The organism is Sutcliffiella sp. NPDC057660, assembly GCF_042800035.1.
Lineage (GTDB): Bacteria > Bacillota > Bacilli > Bacillales > Bacillaceae_I > Sutcliffiella_A.
Window position 1 is genome coordinate 117,481 of record NZ_JBHVHV010000006.1, and the last position, 18,447, is coordinate 135,927.

Annotated in this window: 20 protein-coding genes, 1 pseudogene and 1 riboswitch; of the genes and pseudogenes, 8 read left to right on the top strand and 13 right to left on the bottom strand. The window is 44.2% G+C overall.

The window, feature by feature from the left end; genetic code table 11:
- Window positions 1–27: 27 nt before the first annotated feature.
- The 7 genes from ACFVAD_RS08065 to ACFVAD_RS08095 all read right to left on the bottom strand — a co-directional run bounded on the left by ACFVAD_RS08065 (window position 28) and on the right by ACFVAD_RS08095 (window position 4,155).
- Window positions 28–660 (bottom strand): amidase domain-containing protein, encoded by a 633-nt coding sequence (locus ACFVAD_RS08065; RefSeq protein ID WP_386637908.1) that lies wholly within the window; start codon window positions 658–660, stop codon window positions 28–30.
- Window positions 635–982: a hypothetical protein gene (locus tag ACFVAD_RS08070; protein ID WP_386637911.1), complete on the bottom strand. Its 348-nt coding sequence runs from the start codon at window positions 980–982 to the stop codon at window positions 635–637. The genes ACFVAD_RS08065 and ACFVAD_RS08070 overlap by 26 nt, the downstream gene beginning before the upstream one ends.
- 238 nt (window positions 983–1,220) lie before the next feature.
- Window positions 1,221–1,997 carry a 2-keto-4-pentenoate hydratase gene (locus tag ACFVAD_RS08075; protein WP_386637914.1) on the bottom strand — a complete coding sequence of 259 codons (777 nt, stop codon included), beginning with the start codon at window positions 1,995–1,997 and terminating at the stop codon, window positions 1,221–1,223.
- On the bottom strand, window positions 1,994–2,185 hold the full coding sequence (locus ACFVAD_RS08080) for a 2-hydroxymuconate tautomerase (RefSeq protein ID WP_386637917.1): 192 nt from the start codon (window positions 2,183–2,185) through the stop codon (window positions 1,994–1,996). Before ACFVAD_RS08080 ends, ACFVAD_RS08075 begins: the two co-directional genes overlap by 4 nt.
- A gap of 85 nt (window positions 2,186–2,270) precedes the next feature.
- Window positions 2,271–2,687 (bottom strand): DoxX family protein, encoded by a 417-nt coding sequence (locus ACFVAD_RS08085; RefSeq protein ID WP_386637920.1) that lies wholly within the window; start codon window positions 2,685–2,687, stop codon window positions 2,271–2,273.
- Window positions 2,688–2,719: 32 nt separating this feature from the next.
- Window positions 2,720–3,502 carry a DODA-type extradiol aromatic ring-opening family dioxygenase gene (locus ACFVAD_RS08090; RefSeq protein WP_386637923.1) on the bottom strand — a complete coding sequence of 261 codons (783 nt, stop codon included), beginning with the start codon at window positions 3,500–3,502 and terminating at the stop codon, window positions 2,720–2,722.
- Window positions 3,499–4,155, bottom strand: a complete 657-nt coding sequence (locus ACFVAD_RS08095) for an alpha/beta hydrolase (RefSeq protein WP_386637926.1) — start codon at window positions 4,153–4,155, stop codon at window positions 3,499–3,501. The genes ACFVAD_RS08090 and ACFVAD_RS08095 overlap by 4 nt, the downstream gene beginning before the upstream one ends.
- 209 nt (window positions 4,156–4,364) lie before the next feature.
- Here ACFVAD_RS08095 and ACFVAD_RS08100 point away from each other — a divergent pair, with 209 nt between their 5' ends.
- Window positions 4,365–4,904 (top strand): cupin domain-containing protein, encoded by a 540-nt coding sequence (locus ACFVAD_RS08100; protein WP_386637929.1) that lies wholly within the window; start codon window positions 4,365–4,367, stop codon window positions 4,902–4,904.
- Between the two features lie 117 nt (window positions 4,905–5,021).
- Here ACFVAD_RS08100 and ACFVAD_RS08105 read toward each other — a convergent pair whose 3' ends face one another.
- From ACFVAD_RS08105 to ACFVAD_RS08115, 3 genes are all read right to left on the bottom strand, one after another.
- The gene (locus ACFVAD_RS08105; protein ID WP_386637931.1) at window positions 5,022–8,270 is read right to left on the bottom strand and encodes an ABC transporter permease; all 3,249 of its coding nucleotides are present in this window, start codon (window positions 8,268–8,270) and stop codon (window positions 5,022–5,024) included.
- Complete coding sequence (locus tag ACFVAD_RS08110) at window positions 8,267–8,959, bottom strand: ABC transporter ATP-binding protein (RefSeq protein ID WP_386637934.1); 693 nt, start codon at window positions 8,957–8,959, stop codon at window positions 8,267–8,269. Before ACFVAD_RS08110 ends, ACFVAD_RS08105 begins: the two co-directional genes overlap by 4 nt.
- Before the next feature lie 232 nt (window positions 8,960–9,191).
- A complete protein-coding gene (locus ACFVAD_RS08115; RefSeq protein ID WP_386637936.1) occupies window positions 9,192–10,373 on the bottom strand; it encodes an aminotransferase-like domain-containing protein in 1,182 nt (393 codons plus the stop codon).
- A gap of 223 nt (window positions 10,374–10,596) precedes the next feature.
- A riboswitch (SAM riboswitch) is annotated at window positions 10,597–10,704 on the top strand.
- Between the two features lie 114 nt (window positions 10,705–10,818).
- Between ACFVAD_RS08115 and ACFVAD_RS08120 the strand changes: the two genes are divergently transcribed.
- The 3 genes from ACFVAD_RS08120 to ACFVAD_RS08130 all read left to right on the top strand — a co-directional run bounded on the left by ACFVAD_RS08120 (window position 10,819) and on the right by ACFVAD_RS08130 (window position 14,740).
- Entirely contained in the window at window positions 10,819–11,937 is a 1,119-nt protein-coding gene (locus ACFVAD_RS08120; protein ID WP_386637939.1) for a sugar ABC transporter substrate-binding protein, read from the top strand.
- Window positions 11,938–12,258: 321 nt separating this feature from the next.
- Entirely contained in the window at window positions 12,259–13,758 is a 1,500-nt protein-coding gene (locus ACFVAD_RS08125; protein ID WP_386637942.1) for a sugar ABC transporter ATP-binding protein, read from the top strand.
- 1 nt (window position 13,759) lies between these two features.
- On the top strand, window positions 13,760–14,740 hold the full coding sequence (locus tag ACFVAD_RS08130; RefSeq protein ID WP_386637944.1) for an ABC transporter permease: 981 nt from the start codon (window positions 13,760–13,762) through the stop codon (window positions 14,738–14,740).
- Between the two features lie 24 nt (window positions 14,741–14,764).
- Here the strand turns inward: ACFVAD_RS08130 and ACFVAD_RS08135 are convergent, their stop codons facing one another.
- Together ACFVAD_RS08135 and ACFVAD_RS08140 are read right to left on the bottom strand one after the other, a co-directional pair.
- On the bottom strand, window positions 14,765–14,977 hold the full coding sequence (locus tag ACFVAD_RS08135) for a helix-turn-helix domain-containing protein (RefSeq protein ID WP_386637947.1): 213 nt from the start codon (window positions 14,975–14,977) through the stop codon (window positions 14,765–14,767).
- A 9-nt stretch (window positions 14,978–14,986) separates the two neighbouring features.
- Entirely contained in the window at window positions 14,987–15,466 is a 480-nt protein-coding gene (locus ACFVAD_RS08140; RefSeq protein WP_386637950.1) for a DUF2975 domain-containing protein, read from the bottom strand.
- 172 nt (window positions 15,467–15,638) lie between these two features.
- Here ACFVAD_RS08140 and ACFVAD_RS08145 point away from each other — a divergent pair.
- Window positions 15,639–16,426 (top strand): annotated as a pseudogene (locus tag ACFVAD_RS08145) (DUF2935 domain-containing protein).
- Window positions 16,427–16,536: 110 nt separating this feature from the next.
- On the opposite strand, the gene ACFVAD_RS08150 reads toward ACFVAD_RS08145, so the two are convergent.
- Window positions 16,537–16,725, bottom strand: a complete 189-nt coding sequence (locus ACFVAD_RS08150; protein WP_224841705.1) for a hypothetical protein — start codon at window positions 16,723–16,725, stop codon at window positions 16,537–16,539.
- Between the two features lie 202 nt (window positions 16,726–16,927).
- Between ACFVAD_RS08150 and ACFVAD_RS08155 the strand changes: the two genes are divergently transcribed.
- The 3 genes from ACFVAD_RS08155 to ACFVAD_RS08165 are packed head-to-tail and all read left to right on the top strand — an operon-like array spanning window position 16,928 to window position 18,421.
- On the top strand, window positions 16,928–17,473 hold the full coding sequence (locus tag ACFVAD_RS08155; RefSeq protein ID WP_386637953.1) for a class I SAM-dependent methyltransferase: 546 nt from the start codon (window positions 16,928–16,930) through the stop codon (window positions 17,471–17,473).
- 21 nt (window positions 17,474–17,494) lie between these two features.
- Window positions 17,495–17,998, top strand: coding sequence for a GNAT family N-acetyltransferase (locus ACFVAD_RS08160; RefSeq protein WP_386637956.1), 504 nt, complete (start codon window positions 17,495–17,497; stop codon window positions 17,996–17,998).
- Between the two features lie 24 nt (window positions 17,999–18,022).
- A complete protein-coding gene (locus ACFVAD_RS08165) occupies window positions 18,023–18,421 on the top strand; it encodes a VOC family protein (RefSeq protein ID WP_386637959.1) in 399 nt (132 codons plus the stop codon).
- Window positions 18,422–18,447 lie beyond the last annotated feature (26 nt).

Below are 18,447 nucleotides of genomic sequence, written 5' to 3' on the forward strand. Positions count from 1 at the left end.
AGTAATAATCAACACTTTTCTGATCTGTTATTTGATATTAATGACTCGAAAGCTTAGTGAATCATTTCCTCTATTTTTGAAGTCCTGGTCATAATAATCACTCGTATTGGAAGAAATATAGACTGTACCGTTCGCTTTTCTATTGACGACAACCGAATGGTACCAACCACTGCTGTTTTTGAATTGGATGATATCTCCCACATTTGCGTTACTGATGATGGTACTCTTGCTCGTACTCGTTGTAGCGGACATCCCTTTTTTGGTCCAATAGGAATAAAAGTCTGTTACCCTTATCCAGGACGTTGAAATTTTATCACGCCAGTAGCAGCTATTAGAACCCGTACATTCATAGTAATTATCATTATACCAATAGCTTGTTGTTTCTGTTATGCCATTTTTCACTGTGGACGGTTTCGTTTCCGTCTTTCCACCTGCATAGATTGCCTGTGACACAAAGTTTGTACAATTTAAATTGTAACGCTTGTAGGCTGAATTGGTTCTTGTTGCATATTGCTTTGCATAATCGGCTACTTTCGTTCTGTTGTATGTGGACATAACGGAGAATTGTGGCTCAATAGGTTGGGATTCATTCAGTACCTGCTCGAATTCCTCCGCCTTATTCCGCAATTCAATCTTATTCTTTAAATCTCCAAGAGTCATTTCCCATATATCCACCTTCACCTTGGTGTTGGTCCAATAGGTAAAGATATTCACCCATATAGTAATGGATCATGTCATATTGGGGGTGCTTTGATAGTTTCTCATCATGTTTATCAAGCAATTGAAGGAGTAAATATTCCACGTAATCCTGAGAGCCGACCTCCAGCTCGAGATCATTTTCACTGAAGTAATCTTGCAGAATTTGTTGAATCTCATTAAGAGTGAATTCATCGGTTTCTTTAGCTTGGGCATCACCACTACTGAATCCTAATAGGACTAAAGTAAAAGCCAGGGATAGAGACAAGATTAATAGCTTCTTCACAAACACACTTCCTTTAACTAGATTATGAGCGCTCTGCTACATTATATCTCAGCCAGGAAATCTCCTATTTTCCCAAATTCATATAATAATAAGGAAAATATAAAACATCTATTAAACTTTCTCCCGCTTTCACTTTTTTTAAGACATTTGTCATATTTCATCAAACTACTTTAGGAGCAGCAAAGGGACAGGTCCCACGTCCCTTAAATAAACATTGGGACACGGGGCCTGGCCCCACTCACCTTACCAAAAACGAAATCTCCCCCATGCCATCAAATGTGGAAATCACATGATCACCCTTCGTTAACCGGATCGCTTCTGTGATTCCGCCAGTCAGGATGATGGAGCCTTTCGGTATTTTCCCTTTTCCATGTGCGTATAGCATATTGGCAAGCATGGCTACCGAGTTTGCCGGGTTTTCCAGCACTGCATCACTTGTGCCTTCCGCCTTCAACTCACCATTGATAAATAAAGAAACCCTGCCTTTTTCCATATCAAATTGGCCAGTGTCAAAAACCGTGTCCCCAAAGACAACCCTTGACGCAGAAGTGTTATCCGCAATGACATCGGAAAGCCTGAATTTGAAATCCTTGTAACGGCTATCAATGATTTCAAACGCCGGTAGGATTCCTGCCGTTTTATCCAGAACTTCCTTACCAGTGATTCCCGGACCTTCCACATCCTCGGCAAGAATAAAGGCGATCTCCGCCTCCACTTTCGGATGAATCAACTCCTCGATGGCCATTTCCCCTTTGTCCGGCACCTGCATATAGTCGAACACTGTCCCGTAGATAGGCTCGCTGATATTCATCTGCTTCATCTTGGCAAGGCTGGTTATCCCCATTTTGAAGGCGATCCTTTTATGTCCCTTGTCCGTTTTGATATTAATCAGTTCATCCTGCACGTGATATCCCATTGTGACATCCAAATCAGGAAACGAGTCGGTCAGACAGGACACTGGAAGTCTACTTTCTTCTGCTTCTATCAACAGCTCCGCAATCTCTCTGACGTTCATTTGGATTCCTCGCTTTTCAATTTATCCCCAACCGCATAATAGTTTTTTGGGATCTCATTCACATACACACGAATCGTCGAAAGTGGTGCACCAAGTGATTCATGTACAGTTTGTGCGACATTTCGTATGCATTGCTCCACCACTTCCGGTTCTCTTCCCTCTAGCATGGTGATTTGGATGATAGGCATGTTTTTCCCTCCTTTTTTCCATATAGAAAGCAGGCAGGATAAATCATTTCCTGCCTGCCTTCACATCGAGGACACTTATAGCTGGTTACACAGCTCGGTTGTTCTCGCTTCTATTCTCTTTCCAATTACTAATCAACTGATCAACCGCCAGCATTTTGCTGCCGTTGATGGCAAGGAATACGGCGATCGCAAGGAAAGCCAGATCCAGTTCGTATCCGTTCAAAAAGCCAGCTGCAAGTTTCACTTTAACAATAGCTCCAACCATAAGAAGTGAAATAAAAGCAGCGACAATTCTGGTCCCTAAACCTAGTACCAGCGCTAATCCACCAACAAGTTCCACCAGTGCCACCACATAAGCAAAACCGCCAGGAAGGCCGATGCTGTCAAACCATCCCGCAACATTTCCTATCCCTCCCTGGAATTTATCCAATCCGTGTACAAAAAAGCTGATTCCTAATACTACTCGTAACATGAACGTACTTGCTTCTAATCTATTAATCATTTTCAATTCCTCCACATTCAAATTTTTTATTTTCAACCAAATTGCCAAACACTGTGGCTCAGATTTCCATAGCGATAGCTTCGATGCAGCAATTTTGCTTCTTGTTTATTATCGGCCGCACCCATCGCATAGAAGATTGGCACAAAGTGTTCGTTCCCATAAGGCGGAACTGCTTTTGCCGCATCAGGTGCTAAACTTTCGTAATGGAACAGGGCTTTTGTATCCCATTTTTCCAGATGAAGGGCTAGCCACTCATCAAAGCCGAGTGCCCACTCATTCACTTCCCCCTCGCCTTTCGACCAATCCAACTTCGTGAGATTATGGACCGTACCGCCACTGCCAATGATCAATACATCCTGTTCTCTCAGGCTCGCCAAGGATTTCCCGATTTTATACTGCTCTTCCGGGGTAAGATGTGGGTTGACCGACATCGAAATGACCGGAATGTCCGCATCTGGATACAGCAGTCTCAGAACCACCCAAGCACCGTGATCCAGACCGCGTTCAGTGTCCATCTCATAAGAAATACCCTGGTCCGTGAACAGATGCATGATTTCATTTGTTAGCTCTTTATTTCCTTTTGCCGGATATTTAATACGGAACAAAGCATCCGGAAATGCACCAAAATCATAAATCGTGTCATATTCCTCGACACGGCTCACCTGTTGAGTCCTTGACTCCCAGTGGGCGGAAAATAAGACAATCGCCTTTGGTTTCGGCATCGTCCGCCCCAGATGATTCAGGAACTGTGTATACTCATTGTCCTCTATCGCAATTAACGGTGCCCCGTGTGCAACAAATAAAGATGGCATCATGCTTTCTTCTCCTCCTTAAGTGAATCAAGTAGCCAATTCTTATAGGCCTGATGGATTTCCATTGTTACGGTATGTCCTGCCTGATACGGATGGAAGCTGACGTCTGCTCCAAGCGACTGGAAATAATCCTTAGCGGCAGTTCCCCACTCAAAAGGCAATACCTGATCCATTTCCCCATGAGAAATGAATAAGGACATCTGATCGACCGGATCTATCATATATTCATCCTTCACGAATCCTGGAATATATCCGCTTAGCGCGACAATTCCCTTGATTCGATTCCCAAGTGTTAGACCAAGTGACATCGACAGGATGGCTCCTTGACTGAATCCGAGCAAGTATAGTTGCGCTTTGTCAATCGGATACTTTTCGATCGCATAATCAATAAAGCTGGTCAGCTTGACAATCGCCTGATCGAATACCTCCCGATGCGGTCTCCCATAACCTTGTATCGTGAAATAAGCGAAACCAGGTGGATGCTCAAGATGTCCCCGGATACTGAAAATGTAGAACTGCTCTTCCAACCCTTCTACAAGTTGCAGCATATTCTGTTCATTGCTGCCAATGCCATGAAATACGAAAATGGCTGGATATTTTTTAGTGGCATCAAGTTTCTTCGGCTGACGCAGCTCATAGATCATCGGTGATTTCATGTTCACCCGCCTCCTTTTGTTATTTATTAAGAATAATATATTCATATTAAGAAACTTAAAGTTAAAAAGAAAACCCTTTGAAAAGGTTTGTTGTTTTCTAATATGAACATTTGTTACTTATAAGATAACAAGGTACCTTCTAGATTGTCAATCATTTTTTTGCTAAGATAGAATTAAGTTTTTTATTAGGAAACATTAGAGGTGAGAAAATGGAAATAGGATCAAAAATTCGGGCAATACGTAACCGAAAAAAAATAACCATTGCTCAAATGTGTGAAGGCACCGGTCTATCAAAGGGTTTTATCAGCAATGTCGAAAACAATAACACCTCTCCATCCATCAGCACACTGCAGACGATATCGAATTATCTGGGAGTTCCACTTCCCTATCTATTATTGGAAAAGCAGCAGCATATGCGGGTGGTGAGAAAAGCGGAGCGAACCTACTCCACTTTTAACAATTTGAAAATAGAGCATTTGACGTCCAAAGGCGGGCTACGAATGATGATGGTTGAATTCCCTCCCGGTGCTTCCATGGGAGAGGCGAATGCCCATGAGGGAGAGGAAAGTCACCTAGTATTGGAGGGGAAAATCCTTGCAGAACAAGGCGAGGACTCCAATATTCTTGAAGAAGGTGATTCGTTCAGCTGGAATGCAAGTGTCCCCCATTTTGTCAAAAATATAGGAGACGGAAAAGCCGTCGTATTAATAAGCATCTATTCTGATACGGAACTGCATGATATTTTTTAGTGGGGACAGGTGACCTGTCCCCAAAAAGGCCGTCCGAAAAGTCAGCAAACCACTTTTCGGACGTTCCATCTTCTATTTCACCTGAAAACCTTGCAGGGTCGATGTAAAAATGTCTAATTATGGTTGATCGAACCTTATCAAGATCCCTTTCCCGATCGATCGATTTTTAAATAGCAGTCCATAATTTTCGGTATCCTCCGGTATGGAAAATTCCAGAATCGCATGCATTTTCCCGCCTAAATATCCATTGAGATACTCTTCATCCCAGCCCTCTGCTTCCAGTACAGTTGTATCAACCGGACGATAAGTTTCTTCACCGATAAGAAGAGAGAAGCTTTTGTCCAGTTTCATCTCATAAAGCGTATTCTCCAGGATTTCAAAGGAAAGCTCTATCGCCAAGTTTTTCATTCCCGGTTCAGCAGGCAGCTGGCTATCGATCTCTTTAGCGGAATAGGATAGAATATTGCGCCATGAGGTATCCAGGCTGGTTTGGTGAGAGGGGAATTCCAGCTCATAGCCTCCCGGAGTCTCATATGCACCACTTCCATCTATTTTTGGGGGAGCTTCCTGATTGTCGTCCTCTTTACTGGATTCAGGTTCATTCTTCACTACCTCCCCGGTTGTTGGATTGAATGGCTGCTTTATTTCTGCATTCACATCTTTCACTTCCATCCTCGGTGCAACCTTGATCATCATAAAAAGGAAAATCCCGACCACTAGAGCGGAGGCTGTAAGCAGTGTCCATTTTAAGCGCTTCTCTACGTTCTTCCTATTGGTGACACTCCCGCTCATTCCTTGACTAGGGACCATTCTTACTGCACGTTCTGCCGGGAAGATGGATCCTATCAAACCGATTGTCACTGGTACCAGACCGGTTGCCAGAATAAATCCGATATCCTCCGTCCCTACTTCTCCATATAAGGCAAGCATCATGATAAAGGCCAAGGAAAGGCCGATAATCCCCGCAAATAACCCGCTGAATATGCCTTCCGCCAGGATCAGCCTTCGGATACTCCACCTTTTCCAGCCGATCGCCTGCAGCAGGGAAATTTCCTCACGCCTTTCAGACACATTTTGCCACATAATTTCAGCTGTTGTCAGAATCGCAATAAGAAGGGAAATAAAAATAGCCGCATAATGTGCAGGACCGATCTCCAATGCTACGTATTCTCCAAGCAAAGAAGTGTACATGATGCCCCTTAAACGAAGTGAAATATACAGGAACATGGCCAAGAGGGCTGTCGGTAGTGCAATGGAGATGACAGATAGAATGCTGCGCTTCCATTTCCCGATAAAATGATTGAAGGCCATCCGGTAGATTCCTCTTGCCTGAAATAACCGAATGCTATTACTGGATATTTCCCCTGTTCGCATCGCCTCATAAGGGGATATATTCCTTGTCAGGATTACCGGCACCACTGCCCCCAAGATATAGACTATGAGACCGAATGTCCCTGTCCAAAAGAATCGTGAGAATGAAATGGTGGAATCGGTATTCACATAGATAAAGCCGAGCATCATCCAGGATATCAAAGCGACAAACAAACCGATGATGGTAGATTCAAGGAATAATAGTCGGCTTAGCTGGCTCGTCCGCCAGCCCACTGAAAGTAATACGGCGAATTCCTTGCGCCTTGCCAGAAGGCTGACAATCCCTGACGACCAAACATAGACTATCGCAACCGCAATGACACTGGATAGCACCGCTGAAAAACCTACCTTTGTTTCCCTGAAAATAGAGATGGAGGACCCGATATTCACCCAGGGCTGCTGAATCCAGCCAAGATCATCCTCCCCATTCAATCCCGGAATATAAGTCAGAGCCAGTTGCGGGGATGAACCTAAAGTGATATCCGTCATTAGGCCGGTTTTATCTTCAATTTCAGCTGCCACCCTGTCAAGGATTGCCTGGCTATCATCACTCAAGCCTGAAACACCTGACACCTTTATCCGGATGGATGATATCGGTTTATCGCCAAGCAGATTCTCCGCCGCCTCAATGGTAGTCAGCATTCCTGGCGGATCTGATAGAAAACTGTAGGGATCCCCGGTAGGCTGCAATTGCGCTGGAGGATTTACAGGATTTCCTTTTGCATCCATGACGAACTCTGCCGTAGCCGGACGGTAGGTTTCCATCGGAAGTTCATTAGTGGGATCCATTGAGATTGCAAGATTGCCAGTATCATAGAAACCGATCCAATTCGGTTTGATTTTTGGCAGTTCCAGAAAGCTAGGAGCCATTACTTTCGGTTCGCGGAAGGACTCTCTGTTCTTATAGACACCGACAGTATTTTCCCCATTCATAAATGGTGCTATCTGATAGGAAAAAGGCCATCTATCCGCATAAGGGCTCTCAATTTCCCTAAACTCGAGTGGAGTCGGCCTGAAAACGATGGAAGTAAGGTCGTTATTTGCCTGGTGGACCATTTCCGTGTCAAGTTGCCCGCTTTTCCAATCCACACCAGTCATTTTACTGACAAATGAATGAAACGTCTCTTCTCCCGTATAGGAAAAAGTCTGGACAGCATCTCCCTCAAGGGTGTCGAGGTACTTGGCCCCTCCTTTTTCCTTCACCATTTCCATCACTTCATCTGCATTTTCATGATTGATCTGTAAATCTAATCGCTCAAACGTAATGCTTTCAACCTTATCGACAAAGGCTTTCTGATTTACGATAATGGGAAATTCGTGATAATTACCCTGTTCATTGAATGCATGCACATCACCATTTTCAAAATACCTGCTCTTGCCCAGATCCATTATCGCCCCATCCAGCCCGACTAGCTTGGCTTCCTGTTCAGGGTCTATTCCAGCCAGGAGCGAATAGGAATATACAGTTAGATCCAAATGAGGGGCACCGACTCCATACTCCGGCCCTTTATCGTTGATGTCCCAGATATTTTGAGGAAAATAGTTGCGATATGCAGACGTTTCTTCACTCAAACCATTATCCACGGTAGTAGCGTTTATTCTTCTGTAAATGCCATCGTCGGGCAAAACAACATACCCGAATGTCACCTGATAGTCGGCATAACCGATCATTGCTATCGGAGCTGCAACCTCCACTCCGGCAATACCCTTGATTGTTTCATACTGCTCCATGCTTATTCCGCCATTTAGCCCGCTTAAATAATTTGGTTCCAACAGCTTCTTATCCTCTGTAATACTTTGTGTCCCTGCCGGCCTGACGACAATATCATAGGACGCCGACCAGCGCTGTTGCAGCGTATCGACAATCGTCCCTTTATTCGTCTCCGATAGCCCGATAAGATAAGTAAGTCCCGCACTGATAGTGAATGCCCCGATGATCAGTAGAATGAGTCGTTCCTTTCTTCTCCACCAATTCTGCCATATGAAACGAATCATGGCGTGCTCCCCATCAAATCAGAAATTACTGCTCCATCCTTCATCGTAATGATCCGGTCTGCTTTTGCAGCAAGTGCCGAATCATGTGTCACAAAAACGATGCCACAGTTTTCTTTTGCATTCAGTTCTTTCAATAAATCATAGATCCGTTCCCCGGTTTCCGTGTCCAGATTACCTGTAGGCTCATCTGCCAGTAACCAGCTCGGCTTATGGACGATCGCCCTGGCAATGGCCACGCGCTGCTGCTGGCCTCCCGATAATTGCGAAGGAAGGGAATCGTCTTTGTCCCCCAGGCCTACCTGTTCAAGTACCTCCTTGGCACGATGAAGTTTATTGTACGGGACCTTTCTTGAAAACAAAGGAGTCATCACATTTTCCAAGGCGGTTAGTGTAGGCAAAAGATGAAACTGTTGAAAGATAAACCCAATTTCCTGGAAGCGGAAATCTGCAATGAGGCTTTTTCGTTTAGATAAAATTTCCTCTCCATCATAGGTTATCTGCCCCTTTGAAGGCGTGTCCAAAGTGCCAAGCAAGCTTAAAAGGGTGGACTTACCAGAACCTGATGGCCCGATGATTGCTGTGATTTCCCCCTTTTGAAAAGTTAAATCCGTGCTTTTCAGCGCAATCGTTTTTGTGCCATCCCCCTTATAAGACTTTTCGAGTCCCTTGCATGTTATTTGTGTGATCATTTGATCCTCCTTTTATCCAGAAATGAAGTTGAAACTCCTTTTTCCATAAATTCAAATTATTACCTATATTAATTACTATATATAACGCGATTGACATTTGTAAATAAAATACTTAATATTCAAAAAATAAGTAACTATGCTTGCCGGACTAATCTATTAAAATATGGACAAAAAAAACGCCCGAAAAGTCAGCAATCCACTTTTCGGACGGTCCATTTTCTATTATTGCAATCTACTTGACTACCTTGGCGAGTCGCCTGATCCCTTCCGCTATCTCTTTTTCCCCAGCATAGCTGAATGAGAGACGGAGGTACTCTTTTCCTTCTGCCTGATCAAGGAAAAAATGCTTTCCAGGGATGTATGCCACCCCTTCTGCCATGGCATCTGACAGCATTTCCGCGGTATCGGCTCCGGGGATCTTCACCCAGGCAAAGTAACCTCCTTCAGGCACATACCATGTAACGGATTCTGGCATATTCTCCTTTAGGGCAGAGAGCATTGCCCCACATTTTGCGGAATAAGTGCCCTTCAAAATATCCAGTCTCTTCTCGAAGTCGGTGTTTTCCAGAAAAGCTGCCATCGTGCTATGGGAAAACGGATGATCGAGGTCTTTTTTGAACCACCATTGAGCTGTAATGAAATCATGCGCTGCTGCTACCCACCCGATCCGCATGCCAGGTGCCACGACCTTGGAGAGGGAACCGATATGAAGCACCCGTCCCTCTTTATCCATCGACTTCAATGTTGCGGGGCTTTCGTTGAATGCAAGCTCCCCATAGGCATCGTCCTCGATGATGAGGAAATTGTAGGAGGATGCAAGCTCCAGCAGATGCTTTCTCCGTTCTAAAGTCAGTGTGGTCCCAGTAGGATTTTGAAAGGTCGGGATAGTGTATAGGAAACGCGGCAAAGCGAGGCCGCTCTGTTTTCTTTCTGCCAGCTCTTTTTCGAGTAGATCAGTCTGAAGACCCTGCTCATCAACCGGAATGGAGATGTAATGATCTGTGTAGTTCTGGAAGATTTCCAAAGCCTCCATATAGGTTGGTGCTTCCATTGCAACCACAGCTTCCTCGTCAAGGAGAATCCGGGCAACCAAATCAATCGCCTGGCATGCACCGGAAGTGATCAATAGCTCCTCTTTGGAAACACGCATTCCACGCTCCGCCAATCTATCTTGAATCTGCTCCTTCAGCTTATCGATACGCGGACTTCCTAGATAGTGAAGAGGCAAATCCCGCTCCTCATTAAGGAGGCGCGCTACCGCCGCCTTCAGCTCCTGATCAGGAATAAGCTCTGGTGCAGGATAGCCGGAATTCAGCCGAATACAGTTCTCCGGAATATTTGGCATCCACTCACCAGGCGGACTATTCTTCAGTGCAGCTTTTATATTATTGGAGAAAAAGGATTCAGCGTCCATGTTCACCATTCCTTTCCGGGGACAGGTCCCTTGTCCCCACTCATTTATATTGATTTTAAACTTCTTCCCTGATCAGTTCCAGTAATTCTTGTTTATTTTTTGCAGATTAAATGCTGAATTCCCTTGGTTTCTCCAAATTTTCGGAAAAATAAATTCTTGACATTATTGCTTCAACCAATTAAAGTGATAATTAGAAATTTTTTAATAGAATATACGTTGTATTCTCTTATCGAGAGTGGCGGAGGGACTGGCCCTATGATGCCCGGCAACCGTTCCATATGGAATTGGTGCTAAATCCTGCAGGACATATCTGTGTTCTGAAAGATGAGAGAGGAGCATCCCGATATATATATTGCGGTGAAACCTCTCTTTTCAGGGAGGTTTTTTTATTTTGTAGAATTCCTCCCTGGCCAAAAATAGAAAAACCTAAAGGGGAGTCATGAACATGAAGAAGAAAACAATTGTGAAATCATTTTTTGCCGCAACACTATCATTATCACTACTTTTAACAGGATGTTCCTCCGGGAATTCCGGACAGACTGCAGGAGCCAAGGAAAAGGTTTCCTTTGAAAATGTACCGGAGCGCTTTGCAGATGGGGAAGGTGCGAAGATCAAGGTTATCCGCAAAATCGGCGGCGATGATCATACCGCTCAATTCCTTGCAGGTGCCAAGCAGGAAGGGGAAGCACTCGGTTTTGAAGTGGATGTATTCACCGCAAACGGGGACAGCGCCAAGTTCCACGATGCAATCGAGCAGGCTGTCACTCAGGATTATGATGGGGTCATCCTTTCCCACGGGGACGATGCCGCGACTGTAGAAGGAGTAAAGAAGCTTGTGGAAGCAGGCAAGAGCGTCGTAACGTTTGACTCCAATCCGGATGTCGGAACTGTAGCAGGAGTGACCCAGACCTCTCAGGACGATGAAGCACTTGCGAAATTGGCACTTGATCAGTTGGTGAAGGATTTTAATGGGGAAGCAAATATTGTTTACCTTTGGGTGGACGGTTTTCCTCCAATGGTAAGACGGAACGCAGTCTATAAGGACACGCTTTCTGGCAATCCCGGCATCAAGGAAGTGGAGCGATTCGGTGTGGCAGCTGCTGATACATCCGTTCAGACCCAGAATGCCGTAGCTGCAATGCTGAATAAGCATAAAAAAGGTGAAATCGACGCCATCTTCGCAACATGGGATGCCTTCGCAATCGGTGCGGCACGCGCGATCCAGGAAGCAGGACGTGACGAGATCAAGATCTATGGAATCGATGTATCCAATGCCGATCTTCAGGAAATCCAGGCAGAAAAAAGCCCATGGAAATACACAGCGGCAGTTGATCCGAAACTGATTGGTGCCGTCAACCTGCGACTGCTTGCAAAGAAGCTGGCCGGCGAGGAAACGCCGGAAACCTATGACCTTGAGGCCTCCCTCATTTCCCAAGAGGAGCTTCGCAAATCGGATCAAGCCGTCAATATGGTGAATCTCGCAGATATCATTGAAGGCTGGGGAACCTCCTCCGCATTTGAAGAGGACTGGATGAAGGTACTGAAGGAGCATTATCAGAAGTAGCATAGTGAACGGGCTGTCCGTAAAGTCATCATCTGACTTTTGGGCAGCTTTTCTTGGAAATTAGAAGGGTTTACAAGAAAAAGCTTGGTGTTTGGTAGAAGAATTGGGAAGTTTGCTGGAATTCAAACTTAACGGTAGCAATATCAACAAGGAAAATCGGGTCATTCTAACAGTTTTTTTCATCATTCTAACAGAAAATCCAATCATTCTAACACAGTTAGCCACCATTCTAACAACTTCGTCAAACATTCTAACACAATTACCAATCATTCTAACAACTACCGTTATTCACTTACTACTTTTATGAAAGGAGGACTCAACATGCCCACCCAGGTACTTCAAATGACTAACATCTCCATCGAATTCCCGGGAGTGAAAGCATTAAGTCAGGTCGATTTCACAGCGGAAACCGGTAAGGTACATGCCTTGATCGGAGCCAATGGTGCAGGAAAGTCCACACTGATGAAGGTTCTCTCCGGAGCCTACAGTCACTATACCGGCCAAATTGCGCTTGACGGAAATCTCCTTCCCATCCGCACGCCAAAGGATGCACAGGACTTTGGCATCCAGACGGTCTATCAGGAAGTGGATACCGCACTAGTCTCCTATTTGACGGTCGGGGAAAATATCATGCTTGGAAAAACAGTCCGTGAGAATAGGCAGTTCATCGATTGGAGAGGGCTGCATACGGAAGCATCCCTTGTGCTGGAAAAGCTGAACATCAGGCTATCCACCAGAAGGCTTGTCAGAGAACTGACTCTCGCGGAAAAACAAATGGTGCTGATCGCAAAGTCCATCGCGACGGATTGCCGCTTCTTGGTTCTGGATGAACCTACAGCCCCATTAAGCCAGACGGAGACGAAGGAGCTTTTCCGTATTATAGAAGACTTAAAGAATCAAAACGTTGGCATCATCTTTATTTCTCATCGGCTGCCTGAAATTTTCGAACTCTGCGAAGAGATCACCGTAATGCGAAATGGAAAGCTTGTGTCCAAGGAAGTGACCTCGGCTACTACTCAAAATAGCGTGGTGGAACAGATGCTTGGCAAGAAGCTGGAGGAACAATTCCCGGAACAACCATCCATGGTTGGGCAGACCGTGCTGGAAGTGAGCAATCTCTCTGATTCTACTAAACTGAATAACCTTTCCATCAAAGTCTCAGAGGGCGAAATCATAGGTATCGCTGGGCTCGTTGGAGCGGGCAAAACAGAGCTCTGCAAGACGCTGTTCGGTCTATCGGACATTACATCCGGTGACATTTTCATCAAAGGGAAAAAGGTTCAACTCAAAAGCCCTCATGAAGCGGTGAAAAAGGGAATAGCACTCGTTCCGGAAGAAAGAAGAAAAGAAGGGATCCTTGTGGCTGAAACGGTTACGACGAACCTAACGGCTGCTTCCTTGAACACATTCACTTCTTTTTTCAGCTTTTTAGATCGGAAAAAGGAAAAGAAAATAGCCACCGAACTCATTACGAGTCTGGGAATCAAAACCCCCTCCCCAGATGCCATTGCCCAGCATCTTTCCGGCGGAAATCAACAGAAAATAGCGATCGGAAAGTGGCTGATCACTGACGCTGATGTCTATATTTTCGATGAACCGACCAAGGGAGTCGATGTTGGGGCAAAAAAGGATATATACGAATTGATTGCCGATCTGGCAAGGCGCGGAAAAGCGGTTCTTTACGCATCCTCGGAAACATCCGAGATAATGGGGATCACCAGCCGTGTGTATGTCTTGTATGATGGCGAGGTTTCACGGGAGCTTAACACATCAGAGACCAATGAAGAAGAAATCCTATATTACTCAGCAGGAGGAAAGTAACATGCAGGGTACCACATCACTCAGTTCGAACTCTTTGTTTCAATTTTTATATAAATATGGCACCATCCTGACCATTTTCGTGTTGATTGCCGTCTTTACCATGGCAAATCCGTCATTTATCCAAGGCAACAACATCATCAGCATTCTTCGATCCATTTCAATCGTAACGATGATTGCCATTGGCATTACCGTTTCACTCGCTGTGAATGGTTTCGATTTATCGGTCGGCTCTGTCGCCTCCCTGTCAAACGCAATCGTGATCTCCATGTTTGTATGGTTTTCACAGAATACTTTCATTGCAATCATGGCAGCCATCGCGGCTTCTTTGATTGTTGGGCTATTGAATTCCCTGCTGATCGTGAAAGTGAAGATTCCGGATATGCTCCTCACGCTTGCAATGATGTTCATCATTCAAGGAATTGCCCTTACATATACGAGAGGCGCGGCAATCTCTCAAAACATGATCATGCCTGATGGGAACTTCTCCGAAGGACTGATCAGCCCGCTTTTCAGTAAAATTGGCCAAGTTCCCTGGATTATTCTTATCATGGGCATCGTTGTACTCTTCGTACATGTCTTTTTAACATACACGAAGCACGGCAGGTACATGTATGTGATCGGCGGGAATGCGGAAGCCGCCAAGCTCTCAGGGATTCCCGTGAACAAATACAAAACGGTAGCCTACCTGATGTCAGCCCTTTTTGCCTCCATTGGCGGAATCGTCCTGGCATCAAGGATCATGACAGCTGAAATCAATGCAGGCGCACCCTATCTCATGGATTCCGTTGCCGCAGCCTTCATCGGCTTCTCCGTATTAGGCGCAGGCAAACCCAACGCCTTCGGAACCTTCATCGGAGCCGTACTCATCGGCGTCCTCCAAAACGGCCTCGTCATGATGTCCGTCCCCTACTACGCCATGGACATCGTCAAAGGCGGCGTACTGGCTCTGGCACTCGGTATTACGTATTACAAGATGAAATAATGGGGACAGGTCCACTGTCCCCACTCATTCTTCGTCACTTCTGTATTCTAATACATCTCCAGGCTGGCAATCCAATGCCTTGCAAATCGCCTCTAAGGTTGATAGCCGAACAGCTTTTGCCTTCCCGTTTTTTAGTATGGAAAGGTTGGCCATTGTGATTCCGACTCTTTCCGAAAGTTCGGTTACGCTCATTTTCCTTTTCGCCAACATTACATCAATATTGATTATAATCGCCATGTTTTCACCTCAGACCGTTAAATCATTTTCAGATTTTATGTCGATCGCATTTTTCAATAGCTTTTGAAGAACAGCGGAAAAGACTGCAATGACCATGCAACCAAAGATGATGACCATTCCGATCAGTATCATCCCCGGGGCATCGTCAACCTCTGCCATAAGATAGATAAGGGGCATAAATACCACATAAAAGGAACCGATGGTAATGGCGCAGTATTTGATATTCTTTAAAGCACTGACCGAGACTTCCGAGAACGCCTCGTTTTTGTCAATATAGCTTAAAAGCTTTAAAGTCTGGTACAATGCAGCGAAAAAGACAATTGCTGTAATATACAGCCCGATTAAAAAGGGATATTGCAAAAAATCCAGCGTTGGATTTAATTCTGCAAAAAAACTAGCTATCTCAGGTAACACAAAAATACACAAAGCAATAATAGGAAGTCCCATCAGAACCACAGCGAACTTTAAAAAGATTGTTTCCCGTTTCATAGAATGCACCTCACCTACTTAATAATAATTTGATTTTAGCATCACGTTTATCGCTTTGCAATAAATTATTATCGAACTAAGATCAACTTTGCTTCATGCATTTTTACGGAGAATATGGATAACCATTCAAAAATATGATTAGAAAGGAAGTGCATATAAGGGAGGAATGACAATGAGCGATCCTATTGTTGCCAGGTCATTGGACGAAATTAGATTTTGGACTAGGATAATGAAAGAGCACGCTTTATTTTTAAGCTTGGGATTTACTTATGAACAAAAGCAACTAATCGATGAAGCCCAACAATTTATTGCTTTGTTTGAAAGAATAGAAGAAAAGCTGTCTAAATTCACGGTTAATTCGGACCTCCGTCAAGTAAAAGCGTTCAATACCGAGGTATATCAAGCGGTAGTTGCAATATGGAGCTACAAACGGAAGGTATTAGGGTTAACTTTAAATTGCCAAATCCGTACAAACAACTTCCCTTTATTAGTTGACCATATTAGCAGAGAAGCTGCTTACTTTGCTAATCGATTAAAAGAACTGAATGAAGGGAAAATGGCCCCAACACTCGATGCAGTTATTGAAGAAAATGTATTCTTCCTAAGAATCATGGCAGATCATGCTAAGTTTATCGGACATCTTTTAGATCCTTCTGAAAGAAAATTAGTTGACCAGGCCAGAGAGTTTAGTCAGATTTTGATCAGCTTCTTTTTCAAGCGATTGATTTGGATTCAATGCGACCACAATCAGAAACAAAACCATTACTGGATCAGTTCTTAGATCAAAATAGAGTATCCGTTGTTTCTTTAAGGGATTTTAAGAAAACTGCAAGAGAGCTAATAGAAGCATGCCGAATAAAGAGTAACATACATCCATTATTAGCTGATCATACTTTTAGAGAAGCTGAAAGATTTTTGGAAATCATTGATTTGTTTGAATCAAGTCTGACAAGTGCATAAAATCCAACAACTGTAAACCCACTTCCCTTTCTGCTCCATCATTTTCAATAAAGAAACAGAGCAAACCCTATTATAGGATTTGCTCTGTTTTTTTTTTGCTCTAACACTGTTCAGTCTTTAGGATCAAGCGCCTGATAATCCAATTGATACCTTCCGCCTTCTGCAACCTCGGAATGGTACAACGCTTTTAGGGCGAAGTTTTTTTCCAGACCGTGCTGGTCCATCAGGTCTCTTAGGCGCTGCTGTAGGTGGTCGTTGTCCTTGATCAATTGTTTCATTTGCGATTTCATATATTTCATAGGGAGTAACTCCTTTCAATCCAACTTCTATTCTCCCTAGTATACATGATTACATCATAAAAGGATAAAGGCACTAATCCTATATCCTTATCCTTCAAAAGAGGATCATAAGGGCCCATAAATATCAATCGGGAGGATTGAAGCTGTTTTTGTTGAATATATAGATGTATTGATAGAGATGTATTTTAGGAGTGGTGGAAGTATGAAAGTTGTCGTGGGAGCTGGCGGGTATCATAATAATCCAGGGTGGCTACATACCCAGGAACAGGAACTTAATCTATTGGATGAATCCACTTGGAGAAATAAGTTTCCCGAGAACTCCCTTTCCGCCATTTTAGCGGAACACATATGGGAGCACCTAACATATGAAGAAGGGGTGGATGCCGCCAAGGTCTGCTATCAGTTTTTGGCCACGAATGGCTATATACGCTGTGCGGTTCCTGACGGTTTTTTCCAAAATAAAGAATACCAGAGTATCGTAAAAATAGGTGGGCCTGGCCCCGAAGACCACCCTGCTGCAAGCCACAAAATTGTCCACAATTATAACTCCCTTTCCGCCATGTTCAAGGGTGCAGGATTTGAAGTGAAACTCCTGGAATATTGCGATGAACATGGCAGGTTTCATTTTCATGATTGGGATGGAAAAGATGGGGTGATATTTCGATCCAAGAAGTATGATCCCAGGAATCAAGGGGAGAACTTGGTCTTTCCTTCTCTCATTGTGGATGCGATCAAGCAGTCTGAATAACTTTATGATGAAGGTGATTAAATGGACAACACTATTCTAATAGATACCATGAAACCGGAAGATTGGAATCAAGTGCGCCAAATCTATCTTGAGGGCATCGCGACCGGGAATGCAACTTTTCAAAAAGAGGCACCTAGCTGGGAGGATTGGGACAGGGACCACATTTCGGAATGTCGTGTTGTAGCCAGATTAGGAGATACTGTAATGGGATGGGCTGCCTTGAGTCCTGTTTCCAGCAGATGTGTCTATAATGGCGTCGCGGAAGTAAGCGTCTATGTGGGAAGTAGAAGTATGAACATGGGAGTCGGCAGTATGCTTCTGCATGCATTGATTGAATCAAGTGAGCAGCATGGTTACTGGACCCTGCAATCAGGTATTTTCCCAGAGAACCCTTCCAGCATTGGCCTGCATAAAAAATATCATTTCAGGGAAATCGGGGTCCGTGAAAAAGTGGGTAAAATGGATGGCGTGTGGCGTGATGTGGTATTGTTGGAGAGAAGAAGCAGGACTATCGGAGTCGAATGAATAATAGCGAAGGAGTCGATAACAATGGAAAAAGTTACACCTTTCTTAATGTTTCAAAATGCCGATGCAGAGGAAGCGATGAATTATTACACATCTTTAATAGAGGATTCTGAGATAAAAAGTATTATTCGTTACGGAGCCAATGAATCAGGTGACGAAGGAACCGTGATGCATGCGATATTCTCCTTGAAGGGCCAGGAGTTTATGTGTATTGACAGTAATGTAAAGCACGCGTTCTCCTTTACTCCCTCCTTCTCCATTTTTATCACATGTGATACGGAAGAGGAACTCGATACACTGTTCGAGAAGCTTAGCGTGGATGGACAAGTACTTATGCCCTTAGGGGATTACGGCTTCAGCAAAAAGTTCGGCTGGCTGAATGATCGTTTTGGTGTTTCGTGGCAGGTAAATCTTCCTAAATGATAGGAAAGCACGGATAGCGGTTCCGT

What these genes read in the sequence shown, in the direction of transcription:
- ACFVAD_RS08105 (WP_386637931.1), bottom strand. Translation starts at nt 8,270, where the DNA reads ATGATTCGTTTCATATGGCAGAATTGGTGGAGAAGAAAGGAACGACTC.
- ACFVAD_RS08090 (WP_386637923.1), bottom strand. Translation starts at nt 3,502, where the DNA reads ATGATGCCATCTTTATTTGTTGCACACGGGGCACCGTTAATTGCGATA.
- ACFVAD_RS08065 (WP_386637908.1), bottom strand. Translation starts at nt 660, where the DNA reads ATGACTCTTGGAGATTTAAAGAATAAGATTGAATTGCGGAATAAGGCG.
- ACFVAD_RS08130 (WP_386637944.1), top strand. Translation starts at nt 13,760, where the DNA reads ATGCAGGGTACCACATCACTCAGTTCGAACTCTTTGTTTCAATTTTTA.
- ACFVAD_RS08095 (WP_386637926.1), bottom strand. Translation starts at nt 4,155, where the DNA reads ATGAAATCACCGATGATCTATGAGCTGCGTCAGCCGAAGAAACTTGAT.
- ACFVAD_RS08110 (WP_386637934.1), bottom strand. Translation starts at nt 8,959, where the DNA reads ATGATCACACAAATAACATGCAAGGGACTCGAAAAGTCTTATAAGGGG.
- ACFVAD_RS08115 (WP_386637936.1), bottom strand. Translation starts at nt 10,373, where the DNA reads ATGGACGCTGAATCCTTTTTCTCCAATAATATAAAAGCTGCACTGAAG.
- ACFVAD_RS08125 (WP_386637942.1), top strand. Translation starts at nt 12,259, where the DNA reads ATGCCCACCCAGGTACTTCAAATGACTAACATCTCCATCGAATTCCCG.
- ACFVAD_RS08165 (WP_386637959.1), top strand. Translation starts at nt 18,023, where the DNA reads ATGGAAAAAGTTACACCTTTCTTAATGTTTCAAAATGCCGATGCAGAG.
- ACFVAD_RS08150 (WP_224841705.1), bottom strand. Translation starts at nt 16,725, where the DNA reads ATGAAATATATGAAATCGCAAATGAAACAATTGATCAAGGACAACGAC.
- ACFVAD_RS08075 (WP_386637914.1), bottom strand. Translation starts at nt 1,997, where the DNA reads ATGAACGTCAGAGAGATTGCGGAGCTGTTGATAGAAGCAGAAGAAAGT.
- ACFVAD_RS08160 (WP_386637956.1), top strand. Translation starts at nt 17,495, where the DNA reads ATGGACAACACTATTCTAATAGATACCATGAAACCGGAAGATTGGAAT.
- ACFVAD_RS08140 (WP_386637950.1), bottom strand. Translation starts at nt 15,466, where the DNA reads ATGAAACGGGAAACAATCTTTTTAAAGTTCGCTGTGGTTCTGATGGGA.
- ACFVAD_RS08100 (WP_386637929.1), top strand. Translation starts at nt 4,365, where the DNA reads ATGGAAATAGGATCAAAAATTCGGGCAATACGTAACCGAAAAAAAATA.
- ACFVAD_RS08120 (WP_386637939.1), top strand. Translation starts at nt 10,819, where the DNA reads ATGAAGAAGAAAACAATTGTGAAATCATTTTTTGCCGCAACACTATCA.
- ACFVAD_RS08135 (WP_386637947.1), bottom strand. Translation starts at nt 14,977, where the DNA reads ATGGCGATTATAATCAATATTGATGTAATGTTGGCGAAAAGGAAAATG.
- ACFVAD_RS08155 (WP_386637953.1), top strand. Translation starts at nt 16,928, where the DNA reads ATGAAAGTTGTCGTGGGAGCTGGCGGGTATCATAATAATCCAGGGTGG.
- ACFVAD_RS08085 (WP_386637920.1), bottom strand. Translation starts at nt 2,687, where the DNA reads ATGATTAATAGATTAGAAGCAAGTACGTTCATGTTACGAGTAGTATTA.
- ACFVAD_RS08080 (WP_386637917.1), bottom strand. Translation starts at nt 2,185, where the DNA reads ATGCCTATCATCCAAATCACCATGCTAGAGGGAAGAGAACCGGAAGTG.